Source organism: Streptomyces sp. GQFP (assembly GCF_021545335.1).
GTDB lineage: Bacteria > Actinomycetota > Actinomycetes > Streptomycetales > Streptomycetaceae > Streptomyces.
In genome coordinates this window covers 1579231-1595965 of sequence record NZ_CP089312.1, presented here as the reverse complement: position 1 = coordinate 1595965, position 16735 = coordinate 1579231, and the positions used below count along the sequence as shown (strand labels likewise).

13 protein-coding genes are annotated in these 16735 nt (G+C 69.1%); all 13 read right to left on the bottom strand.

Annotated features, from left to right (window positions below; genetic code table 11):
- Positions 1 to 71: 71 nt before the first annotated feature.
- The 13 genes from pssA to LUX31_RS06920 all read right to left on the bottom strand — a co-directional run bounded on the left by pssA (position 72) and on the right by LUX31_RS06920 (position 16604).
- Positions 72 to 893: a CDP-diacylglycerol--serine O-phosphatidyltransferase gene (gene pssA, locus LUX31_RS06980; RefSeq protein WP_235479820.1), complete on the bottom strand. Its 822-nt coding sequence runs from the start codon at positions 891 to 893 to the stop codon at positions 72 to 74.
- Between the two features lie 22 nt (positions 894 to 915).
- Positions 916 to 1572 carry a phosphatidylserine decarboxylase gene (locus tag LUX31_RS06975; RefSeq protein WP_053747193.1) on the bottom strand — a complete coding sequence of 219 codons (657 nt, stop codon included), beginning with the start codon at positions 1570 to 1572 and terminating at the stop codon, positions 916 to 918.
- 169 nt (positions 1573 to 1741) lie between these two features.
- On the bottom strand, positions 1742 to 2947 hold the full coding sequence (locus LUX31_RS06970; RefSeq protein ID WP_235473901.1) for an acyl-CoA dehydrogenase family protein: 1206 nt from the start codon (positions 2945 to 2947) through the stop codon (positions 1742 to 1744).
- 2 nt (positions 2948 to 2949) lie between these two features.
- A complete protein-coding gene (locus LUX31_RS06965) occupies positions 2950 to 3462 on the bottom strand; it encodes a MaoC family dehydratase (protein WP_235473900.1) in 513 nt (170 codons plus the stop codon).
- A 91-nt stretch (positions 3463 to 3553) separates the two neighbouring features.
- Entirely contained in the window at positions 3554 to 4519 is a 966-nt protein-coding gene (locus tag LUX31_RS06960) for an HpcH/HpaI aldolase/citrate lyase family protein (RefSeq protein WP_235473899.1), read from the bottom strand.
- Complete coding sequence (locus LUX31_RS06955; protein WP_235473898.1) at positions 4516 to 6543, bottom strand: protein meaA; 2028 nt, start codon at positions 6541 to 6543, stop codon at positions 4516 to 4518. The genes LUX31_RS06960 and LUX31_RS06955 overlap by 4 nt, the downstream gene beginning before the upstream one ends.
- A 16-nt stretch (positions 6544 to 6559) precedes the next feature.
- Entirely contained in the window at positions 6560 to 7903 is a 1344-nt protein-coding gene (gene ccrA, locus LUX31_RS06950) for a crotonyl-CoA carboxylase/reductase (RefSeq protein WP_235473897.1), read from the bottom strand.
- A gap of 422 nt (positions 7904 to 8325) precedes the next feature.
- Complete coding sequence (locus LUX31_RS06945; protein ID WP_235473896.1) at positions 8326 to 9663, bottom strand: polysaccharide deacetylase family protein; 1338 nt, start codon at positions 9661 to 9663, stop codon at positions 8326 to 8328.
- 88 nt (positions 9664 to 9751) lie between these two features.
- Entirely contained in the window at positions 9752 to 10552 is an 801-nt protein-coding gene (locus tag LUX31_RS06940) for a hypothetical protein (protein WP_235473895.1), read from the bottom strand.
- A complete protein-coding gene (locus tag LUX31_RS06935) occupies positions 10549 to 12612 on the bottom strand; it encodes a polysaccharide deacetylase family protein (protein ID WP_235473894.1) in 2064 nt (687 codons plus the stop codon). The genes LUX31_RS06940 and LUX31_RS06935 overlap by 4 nt, the downstream gene beginning before the upstream one ends.
- Positions 12613 to 12712: 100 nt before the next feature.
- The gene (locus tag LUX31_RS06930; RefSeq protein ID WP_235473893.1) at positions 12713 to 14185 is read right to left on the bottom strand and encodes a glycosyltransferase family 2 protein; all 1473 of its coding nucleotides are present in this window, start codon (positions 14183 to 14185) and stop codon (positions 12713 to 12715) included.
- Positions 14182 to 15462, bottom strand: a complete 1281-nt coding sequence (locus LUX31_RS06925; protein WP_235473892.1) for a nucleotide sugar dehydrogenase — start codon at positions 15460 to 15462, stop codon at positions 14182 to 14184. Before LUX31_RS06925 ends, LUX31_RS06930 begins: the two co-directional genes overlap by 4 nt.
- Before the next feature lie 329 nt (positions 15463 to 15791).
- Positions 15792 to 16604 carry a TetR family transcriptional regulator gene (locus tag LUX31_RS06920; protein WP_235479819.1) on the bottom strand — a complete coding sequence of 271 codons (813 nt, stop codon included), beginning with the start codon at positions 16602 to 16604 and terminating at the stop codon, positions 15792 to 15794.
- Positions 16605 to 16735: the final 131 nt, after the last annotated feature.

Below are 16735 nucleotides of genomic sequence, written 5' to 3'. Positions count from 1 at the left end.
GACGCCGTACGCACAACGCGGAGGGCCCCGAACCGTCATCCGGTTCGAGGCCCTCCATACAGCGATTACCGCTACGGCAGCTGGGCCGCCCGTGCCTCGCGGCGGTTGCCGCGGAAGTTGTTCACGCGGCGGGCCGTGGCGAAGAGTGGGATCACCGCGCCCAGGACGAGCTGCAGGGCGCAGCCGGTCTGGAGGAGGAGCTGGCCGCCGGGGGCGTCGAAGGCCCAGGCCGCCAGGAGACCCATCGCGGCGACGATCCAGGAGAGCATCGCGACCGCGAGCGGACCCCGCGGCTTCGGGTACTCGACCCGGCTCACCATCAGCCAGGCGGTGCCGACGATGGCCATGAGCGTGGCCACGAACGGCAGCTCCAGGAGCACGATCGAGACGACCGTCAGGGCGCCGAAGGGACTCGGCATGCCCTGGAAGGTGCCGTCCTTCACCGTCACACAGGAGAATCTCGCGAGCCTCAGCACGACCGCGAGCAGGACGACGATCGCACCGACCGCGGCCACCTTCTGGTACGCGTCGTCCGCGACCATGCCGTACACCAGGACGAAGTACGCCGGTGCCAGACCGAAGCTGATCAGGTCGGAGAGGTTGTCCAGCTCGGCGCCCATGGGGGAGGAGCGCAGCTTGCGGGCTACCAGACCGTCGAAGAGGTCGAAGACCGCCGCGCAGAGCATCAGGATCACCGCGGTCGCCGCCGAGTGACGGGCCATGCCCGACTCGTCACTGCCGGTGAGGTGCGGGATCAGGATTCCGGTGGTGGTGAAGTACACCGCCATGAAGCCGCAGGTGGCGTTGCCGAGGGTGAGGGTGTCCGCTATTGAGAGGCGGAGAGAAAGGGGCATCTCCTCCTCGTCGTCACCCACCTCGTCGGCCTCCGGCACCCAGCCGGCCTGTGTCTCGGGATCAATCACGGTCAATGCGAGTCACCCCTGCCACCGTCTTCTGGCCGACCTCGACCGCGACCTCGACACCCTCGGGGAGGTAGATGTCGACGCGCGAGCCGAAGCGGATCAGGCCGATCCGGTCGCCCTGCTCGACCTTCGTGCCCTGCGGGACGTACGGGACGATGCGGCGAGCGACCGCACCGGCGATCTGGATCATCTCGATGTCACCGAGTTCGGTGTCGAAGTGCCAGACGACTCTCTCGTTGTTCTCGCTCTCCTTGTTGAACGCCGGAACGAACCCGCCGGGGATGTGCTCGACGGACGTCACCGTGCCGGAGAGGGGCGCGCGGTTGACGTGTACGTTGAGCGGGCTCATGAAGATCGCGACGCGGGTGCGGCCGTCCTTCCACGGCATGATGCTCTGCACCACGCCGTCGGCGGGAGAGATGACCCGGCCCTGGGTGATCTCGCGCTCGGGGTCACGGAAGAACCACAGCATGCCCGCCGCCAGCGCGGTGGCGGGTACGGCCACGGCCTTGGCGGCGCCGGACTTGCGCGCGCGTACCAGGCTGAGGGCTGCGGTGGCGACGGTCGGGAGGAGCCACGGCGATGCTCCGCGCGCCAGGCGTACGCCTGCCAGGCTGTCGCGAGGTGCAGAGGTTTGGCTGTGGGGCATGGATGACCTTCGTAGCGGATGATGCCGCGCTGTATCAGGGGACGGCGGCTTTCCGGCGATCGTAGCGGCTCACAGCAACAACTGGGTAAGCCAGGAAGCCGAGTCGGCGGCTGAAGAGTACTGACGGGGTGTGATCTTCTTCTCGAAGAAAACACCCCGAACCGAACAATCAGCCCTGGAATTTGTACTCTTCGAGCAACCTGCGCCCGATGATCATTTTCTGGATCTCGGCCGTACCTTCGCCGATCAGCAGCATCGGGGCCTCGCGGTAGAGGCGCTCGATCTCGTACTCCTTGGAGAAGCCGTAGCCGCCGTGGATCCGGAAGGCGTCCTCCACGACCTCTTTGCAGTACTCGGAGGCGAGGTACTTCGCCATCCCTGCCTCAAGGTCGTTTCGTTCTCCCGAGTCCTTTTTGCGTGCCGCGTTCACCATCATCGCATGGGCGGCCTCGACCTTGGTAGCCATCTCGGCCAGCTTGAACTGGATCGCCTGGTGCTGGGCGATCGGCTTGCCGAAAGTGTGACGCTGCTGGGCATACGAGACGCCCAGTTCGAACGCACGCTGAGCGACACCGCAGCCACGCGCGGCCACGTTGACGCGGCCCACCTCGACGCCGTCCATCATTTGGTAAAAACCCCGGCCGGTGGCGCCACCGAGCACGCGATTGGCCGGAATGCGCAGTCCGTCCATGATGAGTTCGGTGGTGTCGACACCCTTGTAACCCATCTTGTCGATCTTCCCCGGGATGGTGAGCCCGGGCCGGACCTCACCGAAGCCCGCCTCCTTCTCGACCAGGAAGGTGGTCATTGACTTGTGGGGCGCGGTCCCCTCCGGGTGTCCTTCGTCACTTCGGACGAGTACGGCGACCAGAGTGGACGTTCCGCCGTTCGTCAGCCACATCTTCTGCCCGTTGAGGACGTACTCGTCACCGTCCCGGACCGCCTTGGAGGTGATGGCCGACACGTCCGAGCCGAGCGCCGGCTCCGACATCGAGAACGCGCCCCGGATCTCACCGGCCGCCATCTTCGGCAGGAAGTGGTCCTTCTGCTCCTGCGTGCCGTGCTGCTTGAGCATGTACGCCACGATGAAGTGCGTGTTGATGATCCCGGAGACCGACATCCAGCCACGCGCGATCTCCTCGACGCACAGCGCGTACGTCAGGAGCGACTCGCCCAGACCGCCGTACTCCTCGGGGATCATCAGGCCGAACAGGCCCAACTCCTTGAGGCCGTCGACGATTTGCTGCGGATACTCGTCGCGGTGCTCCAGCTCGGTCGCGACCGGGATGATCTCCTTGTCCACGAAGTCCCGGACCGTGGACAGGATCTCCTGCTGGATGTCGGTCAGACCGGCGGTCTGGGCGAGTCGCGCCATGGCTACTTCTCCTGCTCCTTGAGCTGGGGCCGGCCGGGCTGTTCGCCGCCGCGCTCCTTGATGTACGTCTCGGTGGGCACCATCACCTTGCGACGGAACACGCAGACCAGCGTGCCGTCCTGCTTGTAGCCCTTGGTCTCGACGTACACGATCCCGCGGTCGTTCTTCGACCGGGAGGGCGTCTTGTCGAGGACCGTCGTCTCGCCGTAGATCGTGTCGCCGTGGAAGGTCGGCGCCACGTGCTTCAGCGACTCGATCTCCAGGTTCGCGATCGCCTTGCCCGACACGTCCGGCACGGACATGCCCAGGAGCAGGGAGTAGATGTAGTTGCCGACCACGACGTTCTTGCCGAAGTCGGTCGTGTTCTCCGCGTAGTTGGCGTCCATGTGGAGCGGGTGGTGGTTCATCGTCAGGAGACAGAAGAGGTGGTCGTCGTACTCCGTGACCGTCTTCCCGGGCCAGTGCCGATAGACGTCGCCGACTGTGAACTCTTCGTAGGTGCGGCCGAACTGCATGATCTTGCCCTCCGGGCTGGTATTCCCCCTAGGCCCCTTCGGGGCCTGGGGGATGAGGGTTTTGTGTGCCTTCCGAACTGCCTGGCCCGAGTCAGTCGGAGGGCGCTTCGAACTTGGACGTGCGCTCCATGCCTGCGGCCCGGCCCTTGCCCGAGATGACCAGCGCCATCTTGCGGCTGGCCTCGTCGATCATCTCGTCGCCGAGCATCGCGGAGCCCTTCTTCCCGCCCGCCTCGGACGTGTAGAAGTCGTAGGCGTCCAGGATCAGTTCGGCGTGGTCGAAGTCCTCCTGCGAGGGCGAGAAGATCTCGTTGGACGCCTCGACCTGGCCCGGGTGCAGCACCCACTTGCCGTCGAAGCCGAGCGCGGCGGCACGCTGGGCGACCTCGCGGTAGCCGTCGATGTTGCGGATCTGCAGGTAGGGGCCGTCGATCGCCTGGAGGTTGTTGGCGCGGGCCGCCATCAGGATCTTCATCAGGATGTAGTGGTAGGCGTCCGCCGGGTAGCCGGGCGGCTGCTCGCCCACGACCAGCGACTTCATGTTGATCGACGCCATGAAGTCGGCCGGGCCGAAGATGATCGTCTCGACGCGCTGGGAGGCCGTCGCGATCTCGTTGACGTTGTTGAGGCCCTGCGCGTTCTCGATCTGCGCCTCGATGCCGATCTTGCCGACCTCGAAGCCCATCGTCTTCTCGATCTGCGTCAGCAGCAGGTCGAGGGCGACGACCTGCTGGGCGGTCTGCACCTTCGGCAGCATGATGCAGTCGAGGTTCTGACCGGCCCCCTCGACGACCGTGACGACATCGCGGTACGTCCACTCCGTCGTCCAGTCGTTGACGCGCACGACCCTCGTCTTGCCCGTCCAGTCGCCCTCGTTGAGGAACTTGACGATGGTGTGCCGCGCCTCGGGCTTGGCGAGCGGCGCGCACGCGTCCTCCAGGTCGAGGAAGACCTGGTCGGCCGGCAGCCCCTGGGCCTTCTCCAGGAAACGGGGGTTGCTCCCCGGAACGGCCAGACAGGAGCGGCGCGGACGCAGACGGTTGACGGGCGTGGTCATGCGGGGACCTCCAGGGGGTCGAGCTTGTTCGCTTTCCGGATCTCGTCGACGATGCGGCCGATGATTCCGGTGATGTCGAAGTCCTTCGGGGTGAAGACCGCGGCCACGCCCGCAGCCTTCAGCTGTTCGGCGTCACCATTGGGGATGATCCCACCGGCGATCACGGGTATATCTGTGGCACCGGCCACACGGAGCCGCTCCAGTACGTCCGGCACGAGCTGGGCGTGCGAGCCGGACAGGATCGACAGGCCGACCGCGTGCACGTCCTCGGCGACCGCCGCCTCCACGATCTCCTCCGGGGTGAGCCGGATGCCCTGGTAGACCACCTCGAACCCCGCGTCACGGGCCCGTACGGCGATCTGCTCGGCCCCGTTGGAGTGCCCGTCCAGGCCCGGCTTGCCCACCAGGAACCGGAGCTTGCCCACGCCCATGTCCCGCGCCGTGGCCTCCACCCCGCGGCGGACCAGCGCCATCGCGGTGCCCTCCCCGGCGGTCACCGCGACCGGCGCGGACGAGACCCCGGTCGGCGCCCGGAACTCCCCGAACACCTCCCGCAGGGCCCCGGCCCACTCACCGGTCGTGACGCCTGCGCGGGCGCACTCCAGGGTGGCTTCCATGAGGTTGTCGGTGCCCTTCGCGGCCTCCTTCAGCCGCTCCAGCGCCTTGCACGGGCGCGGGTGGTTGAAGGGCGGCTGGTAACGCGTGTCGCGCCAGCCCTGGAGCGCCGAGGTCACCCGTGCCTCGACGGCCGGATCGACAGTCTGGATCGCCGCGTCGAGGTCCGCCGTGAGCGGGTTCGGCTCGGTCGACTCGAAGATGTTGACGCCGACGATCTTCTCCTGCCCGGACTCGATACGGGCCCGGCGCTCGGCATGGGACGCCACGAGCTGCGACTTCAGGTAGCCCGACTCGACGGCGGCCATCGCGCCGCCCATCTCCTCGATGCGGCCGATCTCGGCGAGCGACTCCTCGACCAGCTCGGCCACCTTCTTCTCGACCACGTGCGACCCGGCGAAGATGTCCTCGTACTCCAGCAGATCGCTCTCGTAGGCGAGCACCTGCTGCATGCGCAGCGACCACTGCTGGTCCCAGGGCCGGGGGAGCCCCAGCGCCTCGTTCCAGGCGGGGAGCTGGACGGCACGCGCGCGTGCGTCCTTCGACAGGGTCACGGCCAGCATCTCCAGCACGATCCGCTGGACGTTGTTCTCCGGCTGCGCCTCGGTCAGTCCCAGGGAGTTGACCTGCACGCCGTACCGGAAGCGCCGCTGCTTGGGGTTCTCGATGCCGTACCGCTTGCGCGTGACCTGGTCCCAGATCCGCCCGAACGCCCGCAGCTTGCACATCTCCTCGATGAACCGGACACCCGCGTTCACGAAGAAGGAGATCCGGGCGACGACATCACCGAACTTCTCGGGCGGCACCTGCCCCGAGTCCCGTACGGCGTCCAGGACCGCGATGGCCGTCGACATCGCGTACGCGATCTCCTGAACCGGGGTCGCCCCTGCCTCCTGGAGGTGGTAGCTGCATATGTTGATCGGGTTCCACTTGGGGATGTGGTTGACCGTGTAGCAGATCATGTCCGTCGTCAGCCGGAGCGAGGGTCCCGGCGGGAACACGTGCGTGCCCCGGGACAGGTACTCCTTGACGATGTCGTTCTGGGTCGTCCCCTGGAGCGTGGTGATGTCGACACCCTGCTCCTCGGCGACGACCTGGTAGAGCGCCAGCAGCCACATGGCGGTGGCGTTGATCGTCATCGAGGTGTTCATCTGGTCCAGGGGGATGTCCTGGAACAGTCGGCGCATGTCACCGAGGTGCGAGACGGGCACACCGACCCGGCCGACCTCGCCGCGGGCGAGGATGTGGTCGGGGTCGTACCCGGTCTGGGTCGGCAGGTCGAAGGCCACCGACAGACCTGTCTGGCCCTTGGCGAGGTTGCGCCGGTACAGCTCGTTGGACGCCTCGGCCGTGGAGTGACCGGCGTACGTGCGCATGAGCCACGGCCGGTCTTTCTGACGCTCAGTCATCGGTGACCTCAGGCCCTCAGATGTTCCGGAAGCGGTTGATGGCGTCGATGTGCTGGGCGCGCTTCTCCTCGTCGCGCACACCGAGGCCTTCCTCGGGGGCCAGGCACAGGACGCCGACCTTGCCCTGGTGGAGGTTGCGGTGGACGTCGTAGGCGGCCTGCCCGGTCTCCTCCAGGGAGTACACCTTGGACAGCGTCGGGTGGATCTTGCCCTTGGCGACCAGGCGGTTGGCCTCCCAGGCCTCGCGGTAGTTGGCGAAGTGGGAGCCGATGATGCGCTTGAGGGACATCCACAGGTAGCGGTTGTCGTACTCGTGGTTGAAGCCCGAGGTCGAGGCGCAGGTGACGATCGTGCCGCCCTTGCGGGTGACGTAGACCGACGCGCCGAAGGTCTCGCGGCCGGGGTGCTCGAAGACGATGTCGACGTCCTCGCCGCCGGTCAGCTCACGGATGCGCTTGCCGAAGCGCTTCCACTCGCGTGGGTCCTGGTTGTGCTCGTCGGCCCAGAACTTGTAGCCCTCGGCGTTGCGGTCGATGATCGCCTCGGCGCCCATCTTCCGGCAGATGTCCGCCTTCTGCTCGCTGGAGACGACGCAGATGGGGTTGGCGCCGCCGGCCAGCGCGAACTGGGTGGCGTACGAGCCGAGGCCGCCGCTCGCGCCCCAGATGAGGACGTTGTCGCCCTGCTTCATCCCGGCGCCGTTGCACGACACCAGCTGGCGGTACGCGGTGGAGTTGACCAGACCGGGTGCGGCGGCCTCCTCCCACGACAGGTGGTCCGGCTTGGGCATCAGCTGGTTGGACTTGACGAGGGCGATCTCCGCCAGCCCGCCGAAGTTCGTCTCGAAGCCCCAGATGCGCTGTTCGGGGTCGAGCATCGTGTCGTTGTGCCCGTCGGAGGACTCCAGCTCGACGCTCAGGCAGTGCGCGACGACCTCGTCGCCGGGCTTCCAGGAGTTGACGCCGGGACCGGTGCGCAGGACGACGCCCGCGAGGTCGGAACCGATGACGTGGTACGGCAGGTCGTGCCGCTTGGTCAGCTCGCTGAGCCTTCCGTAGCGCTCCAGGAAGCCGAAGGTGGACAGCGGCTCGAAGATCGACGTCCAGACCGAGTTGTAGTTGACGCTCGATGCCATGACGGCCACCAGGGCCTCGCCCGGACCGAGTTCCGGCACCGGGACGTCGTCCAGGTGGATCGACTTCCGGGGGTCCTTGTCGCGGGTTTCGAGGCCCGCGAACATGTCCGTCTCGTCCTTGTGCACGGTGATCGCACGGTACGACTCGGGAAGCTGAAGGGCGGCGAAGTCGGCCGGAGCCGAGTCCGGCGACTGGATCGCGTCCAGGATGTCCTTAACGGTCACGGTGTTGCCTCCGGCGAATGGCGTCTCGAGGGAAGACGCTGAGGGTTACGTCGGTGCTGCTGAGGGTTGGGGTGAGACGTGCCGTCGGTTCGGCGGTGGTGTTTCGGCAGCGCGTGGTGGCGCGGGAGGTTGCCTGTGACGCAGGCGTCCGGGCGCGCAAACACGTGGTTTGCGGGGACAGCCGGCGTACGAATGGTCTCTGCACGCCGGCCGCCCGGACACCTTCAAGGTATGGCACCCCGTGTCAGGCGGCAAGGCACTGGGTGCCAGAAAGTGGCCTCAAATGAAATCTTTACGTAACAAATGAGCGATGATCGATCAAAGGCTACTTGTGAGTACGGAGCGTGTGCGCGGAGTGGACGCGCAGAAAGCGCCGACGGCGGCACTCGGTGCCGCCGTCGGCGCGGTAATAGGGAACCGGGTCAGACCTGGGCCAGAGAGAAGTCGTCCACGGTCACGTGGCCGACCGCCGGCAGGGAGAGACCGAAGCTGATCGCCGTGTAGCCCGAGGGCACCACCGGGGTCGTGTACGTCGCCTGCCGCCAGCCCGACGACGCCGCGAGCGCCGTACTGCTCGACCAGTACTTCCAGGCGCCCGACGTATTGCGCAGATGCACAGTGATCTTCACCGGCGACCCGACCGCCCAACTGCCCTTGAACCACAGTCCGGGCCGGTAGGCCCGCCCGGTGCTCACCGCCGGCGAGCAGGCCCCCGCGTCCTGCCGGGTGACCAGCTTGCGGTCGCCGCTCGTGTACGCGGTGATGTCGACGCGCTCGGCGCGTGCGCCGGAGTGCGCGTCCGCCGTGTAGCTCCAGGAGTAGGTGTTGGTGCCATAGCCCCCGAGCTGGTAGCAGGTCGGCACTCCGCCGCTCGCCGTCTCCAGGGACGCGTTCTGCAGGGTCGCTCCCGGTGCCGGACCCGGCACGCCCGGCCGTAGCGGCCCGCCGATCACCTCGTCCACCGTGGCCACGGCGGTGCCCCGGCTCTGGAGCCAGTCGAGGAAGGCGTCGAGGATCGCGGGGGTCGTGGCGTACGTCGCGTCGCAACCCGAGCCCGAGCACACATGGTGCAGCACGATCGGCACCCAGCCGCCGCCGTTGCCCTCGGCCCGCGTCACGTACTCCTGGAGCGTGGCCAGGGTGGTGCCGGTGGTCACCGAGTCATGGGTGCGGACGTTGTACGGCTCGGCCGGCGGCACGGTGTTCGCGTACGGGCAGCCGCCGCACGAACTGCCCGTGACCAGACGGCCGACGTCCCGCGCCGAGTTGTAGCCGCAGTCGGCGACATAGCCCTCGGTGGCGGAGGTGGACGCCCCGAACGGGTAGGCGAAGTTCTTCACCGTGAGGCCCAGGTCGAGCAGGGCCACCCGGTCGTTGCAGATCTCGCGCCGCTGGTCGTCGGCGCTCAGCGTGGGCAGCCGCGCATGGGAGACGGTGTGCCCGCCGATCTCGTGGCCGTCGGCGGCGAGCTGCCGCGTCTGGGCGGCGGTCAGATAGCCGGCCAGGCCGAGCCGGCCGCTGTTGACGTAGAACGTGCCCTTCATGCCGTGCTGGTCGAGGATCGGGCGGGCGTTCGTGTAGTGGTCGGCCGAACCGTCGTCGAAGGTGAGCGAGACGACGGTCGCCGCCTCCGGGGCCGCCTTGGCCGGTGGCCCGGAGGCGAACAGGGCGCCGAGCGCGAGGCCCGTCGCCGTGAGCAGCGCGGTCAGGGGCCGACGTGGGGCCACTCTCGCCGGTTTGTGGAACAGGACGTCGTACATGTGCCTCCTCTGGGGGCGGATGGGGGTCGTGCGGGGCGCGCGGGGAGACGACCTGATCATTCGCGGCGGCACCCGGCGGTGGGGCGGATCATTCGGGGCGTGCGGTGAAGTCGCGGAAGCGGAAGGCCGCGTTGTCCCCGCGGATGCCGACGCCGCCCGGACGGATGAGACCGCCGGGCGCCTCGTCGGTCACGTCCAGGACGCGCCGGCCGGCCAGGTCCAGCGTGATGCGGACCCGGCGGTCCGGGAGGTCGGTGACGGTGGCCAGGACATCGACCCAGGTGTCCTGGGGCAACTCGGCCCGGGACACCGCGAGCGTGACGTACGTGCCGCCGTTGGACGGGCCGCCCGGCGTCTTGCGCTTGACGGCCACCTCCCCGTCGCGCCGGGCCATGCTCACCGCGTAGCACTCCTGCTCGCTGTGGAAACGCAGCCACAGGTGGACGCCGTCATAGGCGTGCGCGGGCGTGCGGTCGGTGGTGATCAGGTCGTCCACACGCAGCCGCAGGGTGACCCGGGTGCCGCCGAAGTCCCGGCGGCGCGAGGCCAGCCGGAACACCGCCGAGTCCGTGGCCTTCGAGGACTCCGCGTCGGGCCGCTCGCCGTCCGGGCGCCCCGACCAGCCCGCGCCGTCCAGCCCGAAGAGGGAGCCGCTGGTCATGGTCCAGTCGGGGGAGTGCCGGGCGCCGGGCGCGTCGGGATGCCAGTAGGCGAACTCGTTGGTGACCAGCCCCCGTTGGGGGAACTCCGGACGGAACTCGGCCGGGGACGAGTCGTCCCCGGCCGAGGGTCCGACCAGGGTGAGCACGCCCGCGAGCGCCGCCAGCGCCAGCACGGCCCCACCCAGGGCCCGTCCCTGGTGGCGGCGCGACACGGGCGGCACTCTCATCGCGTACCACCTCCGTTCAGCGCGCACTGCTCGAACGTGGGCCACGGCTGCCACTGAGACTTCCGGTGCGCGGCCAAGGCGATGCCGCCCGCGCCGCCGGAGGCGGGCACGACGACCGGCGCCGGCAGCCCCTCGACCTTCACCTGTGTCGCCCGGGCCCCCACAGTGACCTGCACGTCCCGCTCCTGGGCCGCGACAAGCCTGCGCGAGAGCAGGGTGCGGGGGCGGTCGTCGGGCCCGGACAGGACGGTGATCCAGCCTTCGGACAGGCGGACCGTGACCTGGTCCGGCGCACCCCGCCGTACCACGACCGAGCCGTGCAGACCCTCTTCGGTCAGGCCCGTCATACGGGTGCGGAGCGTGTAGTCGGTCCGCCGCCCGGGTGTGTACGCCGCGTACGTCCAGTTGGTGATGCCGACCGGCTGCACGGTGCCGTCGCCGATCACGGTCTGCGCCTGCTTCCCGTCGCCGTCGACCCAGCCGCCGGGCCCGTCGAACGGTCCGGGGGCGGGTGCCGGGCCGGGCAGCGGCGTCAGCCGGACCCGGGCGTACGACGGCCAGGACGCCGCCTCGCCCTGCTTGGACACCGTCAGGGCCATGCCGCCGGAGCCGCGCACCCCGTGCTGATGGGAGGCCTCCAGCCGTACCCGGCCGTCCACCGTGGCGGTCGTCCGGCCTCCGTCCACGACGATGCGGACCCGGTGATCGGATGCGCGATCGAGCGGCTGCTCGGACAGCACCCGGTCCCCGTTCGTCCCGTCGACCAGCTGGGCGGTGTGGCGCGAGATCCGCACACCCAGCGTGGCGTCCCCGCCGACCCGTACGAACACCGTGCCCCGTCCTCCTCGCTCCGGCAGGTCACGCAGGGTCGCGTCGAGCGTGTAGCGGTCCCAGTCGGACGACCCGAAGGGCGTGTACGCCGCGTACCTGTACGACTTGCCCCGCGGATAGGGGCCCTTGCCGGTCAGGAACCCCAGCCCCCGGACCGGCTTCCAGTCGTCGCCGGTCCACAGCTCGGGCCTGCTCAGCGGATCCCCGGACGGGGGGACCGGGGTGCGCGCCGCGACCTCGGCCAGCAGGTCGTCCGCGCTGGTGTCCGAGAACACCTCCAGCCGCTGGAACTGCTGTTGGGCCGTCGCCCTGCGCCCCGGTGGCTCCGGGGAGAGCGTCTTGTCGGTCACGGCCGCCACGAAGAGCCGCTCGACGAGGTCGCGCGAATAGGAGCTGTCGTCGTGCAGCGGGTTCGCCGACTTCGAGAACGGGTAGGCGAACAGCCGCGACCGGGGCAGCCCGTGCCGCTCGAAGTCGCGCAGCGACTCCGTGAAGTCCCCGCGGACCCGTCGCTCGTAGTGCTCGACGCTCTCCAGCTGTCCCGTGGAGGCCAGGTGAATGCGGTTCGCGAGCCTCGAGCCGAGCCTGCCGTCGGGCCCGGGGGTACGGCTGTGCAGGTCGTGCGTGTGGTTCTGGAAGTCCCAGCGGCCCGACCTCGACATCCGGGCGATCTCCTGCCACGACAGGTAGTACGGCCGGTGCCGGCCGACCCGTCCCGTGATCAGGAAGGAGACGGCCGTCATACCGTGCCGAGCCAGGATCCGGTCGCCGTAGGTCCACAGACCGTGGGTGCCGTCGTCGAAGGTCAGCATCACCGAGCGCGGCGGCACCGGGCCGCCGAGAAGATACGTGACGAACTCGTCGGTGGTCAGCGTGTGGTAGCCCGCCGTGCGCAGCGCCGCGAGCTGGCGCTCGAACTGCGCGGGACCGACCACGTACCGGCTCGGGGTGTTCTTCTGGATGTCGTGGTACGTCAGGATCACCGGCGCCGCCCGCCCGGGGAGCCGCGCCCCCAGGGCCTTCCAGCGTGCGGTGGTCGCAGCGTCGATCAGGGCGGCGGGCGTCGACTCCTGGCGGGTGACGTTGCGCCGGTCCACGTGCTGGCGCCACGCCACGGTGAACGGGACGGCGAGGACCAGGGCGGTCACCGCCGCGAGCCCCGCCCGCAGTGAGCGCCGGCCCAGCCGGACGGCGAGGCGCGGACGCCCCTCGGTTACCGAATCGACCACGGCGGCCAGCTCCCCCGGGACAGGACCAGCAGATACAACCCGGCCACCACGGCCGCGGACAGCAGCGCGGCGAGGAGTCTGCCGGTGGCTCGTACGGCTCTCACGACAGCCTCCTCGACCACACCCCGCGCCGGATCGTCAGCAGCGAGTACGGCAGCAGCCAGGACAGGACCAGTGAGGACAGCAGGCTCATCAGCGGGCGGTACCGCCAGCGCGTGGAGCCCGGGTTGTCCACCTTGAACGCCAGACCCCACACCACGCCCTTGAGCAGGATCCCGGCCAGATACAGCCCGGTCAGGAACCACAGGCCGTGGTACGGCGCCCAGACGAGATGCCGTACGGCCATCAGCGGGGCGCACAGGACCCACAGCACATGCCCGTAGAAGAGGAACGCGGGGGCGAGGCCGCGCCGCCACATGAACGTGCCCGTGAAGAAGAGATTGCGGATGAAACTCTTCTTCCAGCGCACCTGCTGGCGCATGAACGGTCGGAAACGGGCTGGAACGGTCGTGACCACACGCGCCGACTGCACATAGCCGATGCGCCACGGGAGTTCCGGATAATCCCGTGCGGTGACGAACGGGGAATCGGCGAACTGTTGTTTGAGTTTTTTGCCTTTCCATTTTTGACCGAGTACATATCCGGTCAGCTGTCGGTCGGTCGCGAATCGGAATTCACCGCCCAGGAAACGGTCGCCCGCCCAGGCCGGGAGGTAATTGACAATGGCGTCCCGGCGGAACACCGCGAGCGGCCCGGAGACACAGCTGACCGAGCCGAAGGCGGCCTCGGCCGCTTTGGCGACCCGGAACTGCCCCTCGTACCAGACGTCCTGGGCCCGGGCGAGCACCGTCTCGTCGGGGTTGAGGGCGCGTGCGTGCCCGCTGACCGCGCCCAGCTCCGGATGGCGCTTGAGGGCGTCCACGCACCGCCCGAGCGCGTCCGGGGCGAGCACGCAGTCGGAGTCGGTGAACGCGATCACGTCCCCGTCTGCCAGTTCGGCGGCCCGCACCAGGGCGTGCTTCTTGCCGACGTTCTTCTCCAGGTAGAGCACGCGTACGGACAGCTCACGCTCCAACCGGCGCAGCTTGGCCCGCGTGCCGTCGGTGGAGGCGTCGTCGACGATCACGATCTGGAGGTTCGGGCAGGTACTCGCGGCCATCGAGCGCACGCAGGCCTCGATGCCCTCCTCCTCGTCCTTCACCGCCACCAGGAAGCTGACCCGAGGCCGCTCCGGCAGCGCCGGGAAGAGTTCCAGGCGCTTCGGACGCCGCTGCAGCAGGCGGACCGACGGGTCGTCGTAGCGGCTGTACGCGATGAACAGCATGGTGATGGTCACGGTCAGGACCAGGAACCCGTAGCCGAGCAGCAGCGGTTCCTGGGTCAGGCCGGGCGCCTCCCGCGCCAGGATCAGCAGCAGCGGGAGCAGCACGATCACCACGGCCAGCCGCCGGGTGGCGTGCCGTACCCCCGGGTCCATCCGGTCCGCGAACCGCGCCAGGGGACCGCGCTCCCGGGCCTCGCAGCCGGGGCTGTCCGGGGCACGGGCGGTGGTTCCTTCGGTCTGGACGCTCATACGACGGCCCGTCGCTTGAACTCGTGCAGGCGGTAGGTGGTGTCCAGGATCGGCACCTCGTCGTCGATCCACGACAGGTCCTGCCGGGGCTGCACGGAGTGGATCAGGACCAGGTCCCAGTCCCGGTCACCGGGCCGTTCCTCGGCCGACAGGCGCCGGCCGTGCACCGACACCACCGGGATCAGCGGATCGGTGTACGCCACCTCGGCTCCGGCCTCGCTCAGCTCCGCCATGATCTCCAGTGACGGGGATTCGCGCAGATCGGCGACGCCCGGCTTGTAACTCACGCCCACGACCAGGATCCGGGCCCTGTGCAGCGGTACCCCGGAGTCGGCCAGCACCTCGCGGGCACGCTGGACCACCGTGTGCGGACGCGTCGCGATGGCGGTCATGGCCGTGTCGATCAGCGGTGACGCCACCCGCCGGCCGCGCAGTTGCCACAGCAGATAGTGCGGGTCGCAGGGGATGCAGTGCCCGCCGACGCCCGGGCCCGGGAAGAACGGCATGAAGCCGTACGGCTTGGTCGCCGCCGCCTCGATGACCTCCAGCGCCTCCAGGCCCAGCTCGCCGCAGATCGTCGCGAACTCGTTGGCCAGGGCGATGTTGACCGCCCGGAACGTGTTCTCCAGCAGCTTGGTCATCTCCGCGGCCTCGGGTGAGAGGACCTCGTGCACATCGGCGCCGGTGCGGCGCAGCACGTCGGCGACGCGCCGGGTGCACTCGGGGCTCACTCCGCCGACCACGCGCGGGGTGGTGCGCTGGGTGTGCGCGGTGCTGCCGGGGTCGATGCGCTCCGGGGCGTACGCGACGCACACGTCCTCCGGGACGCGCAGCCCGCGCGCCGCGAGCGGGCTCAGCAGCAGGTCACGGGTGGTGCCCACGTAGGTGGTCGACGTGAGCACGATGGTCTGGCCCGGCACGGCATGGGCCACGGCGGTCGCGCAGGCGCTCTCCAGGGCGCGCAGATCCGGTACCAAATGCTCGTCCACCGGGGTCGGTACGCAGACCAGGACGGTGTCGGTGGCGCGCAGCGCACCGGGATCGGTGGTCAGGCTGAAGCGGTCGGCGCCGGGCGCGTCCCCGGTGTGGGCGCGCAGCCGGACGTGGTCGTCGGGCACCAGGTCGACGTCATGGGCCCGGATGGCGTCCAGCCGGTCCGCGGAGACGTCGATGCCCGTGACGCTCAGACCCGACTCCAGCAGGGCCAGAGCGGTCGGCAGGCCGACATAGCCGAGCCCGACGATGCCGACATGCGGCTCGAATGTGGAAGCTGGCAAGGTTGGTTCTCCCCCCAAAGTACCGCGCGCAGGCGGTGCTGGTATTTCTGAAAAACGCGGCCCGGGCCCCCGTACCCCCGTCCCCCCAAGGCCGAAGTGGGCAATACGCGTCTTGATGGTCCGACGCGCGGGAAATTGCCCGGAACGAAGCATGCCATGGACTTATGTCGCGCGGGGACACAAAGATCAGGATCGTACAAGTGATGTGCTGACAATCGGCACAATGTGCGGGCGCGGGGGTGCTATTCGCACAAAAAAGCGGGCGGGTGATGGCAATTGCATACCATCACCCGCCCGCTTTCGGTCGGGAAAAGACTGTGAAGCGCAGGTTATGAACGCTCTTTGAGTGCCTGTTCGATCGTCCGCATGACCTCGTCCAGCGGGGCGTCGGTCCGTGCCACCGCCACCAGCACCTCGCCTTGCGAGGTCACCGAGGCCGGCGCCGTCCGGGGCGCGGTGTCCCGCCCGGCCCCGATGCCCGTACCGAAGGTCTTCCGTACGATCCCGAAGGCGTGGTCGAGCTGGGTCTCGACGTCGCCCTGGCCGCCCGCCCGCAGCCAGCGCCGCAGCACGTGGTTGTGGGCGGTGACCACGGCCGACGCGGCGACCTCGGCCAGCAACGGGTCGTCGTTCGCGTCGTCGTCGTGGGCGTGCTCGTCGAAGTGGCCCAGGAGGTAGCGGGTGAAGAGGCGTTCGTAGCGGGCGACCGACGCGATCTCCGCCTCGCGCAGGGTGGGGACCTCGCGGGTCAGCTTGTAGCGGGCGACCGAGATCTCCGGCCGGGCCGCGTACATCTTCATGACTTCCTTGATGCCGCGGCACACGGTGTCGAGGGGATGCTCGTGCGCGGGTGCCGCGTTGAGCACCGCCTCCGCCCGGATCAACGTGTCGTCGTGGTCCGGGAAGATGGCCTCTTCCTTGGAGCGGAAGTGCCGGAAGAAGGTGCGCCGGGCCACGCCGGCCCGGGCCGCGATCTCGTCGACGGTGGTGCCTTCGTAGCCCTTGGTCGAGAACAGTTCCATCGCCGCGGCCGCCAGCTCTCGGCGCATCTTGAGCCGCTGGGCGGCGGCACGGCTGCCCGCGGCACTTTCCGGTGCGTCGGGAGTGGCTGGGGTACGGGAGGACTTGGCGGCCTGGGACATGACCCGAACGTACTGCATGTGTGCAGGGTGGCGCGCACGTCCCGGACCACCCCCGCCCGGTGCGGGCGGGGGTGCTGCGGCCGGGTCGAGCAGTCCGCCCCAGTCGTCCTCCTGTCCGAAGACGGGTTCGA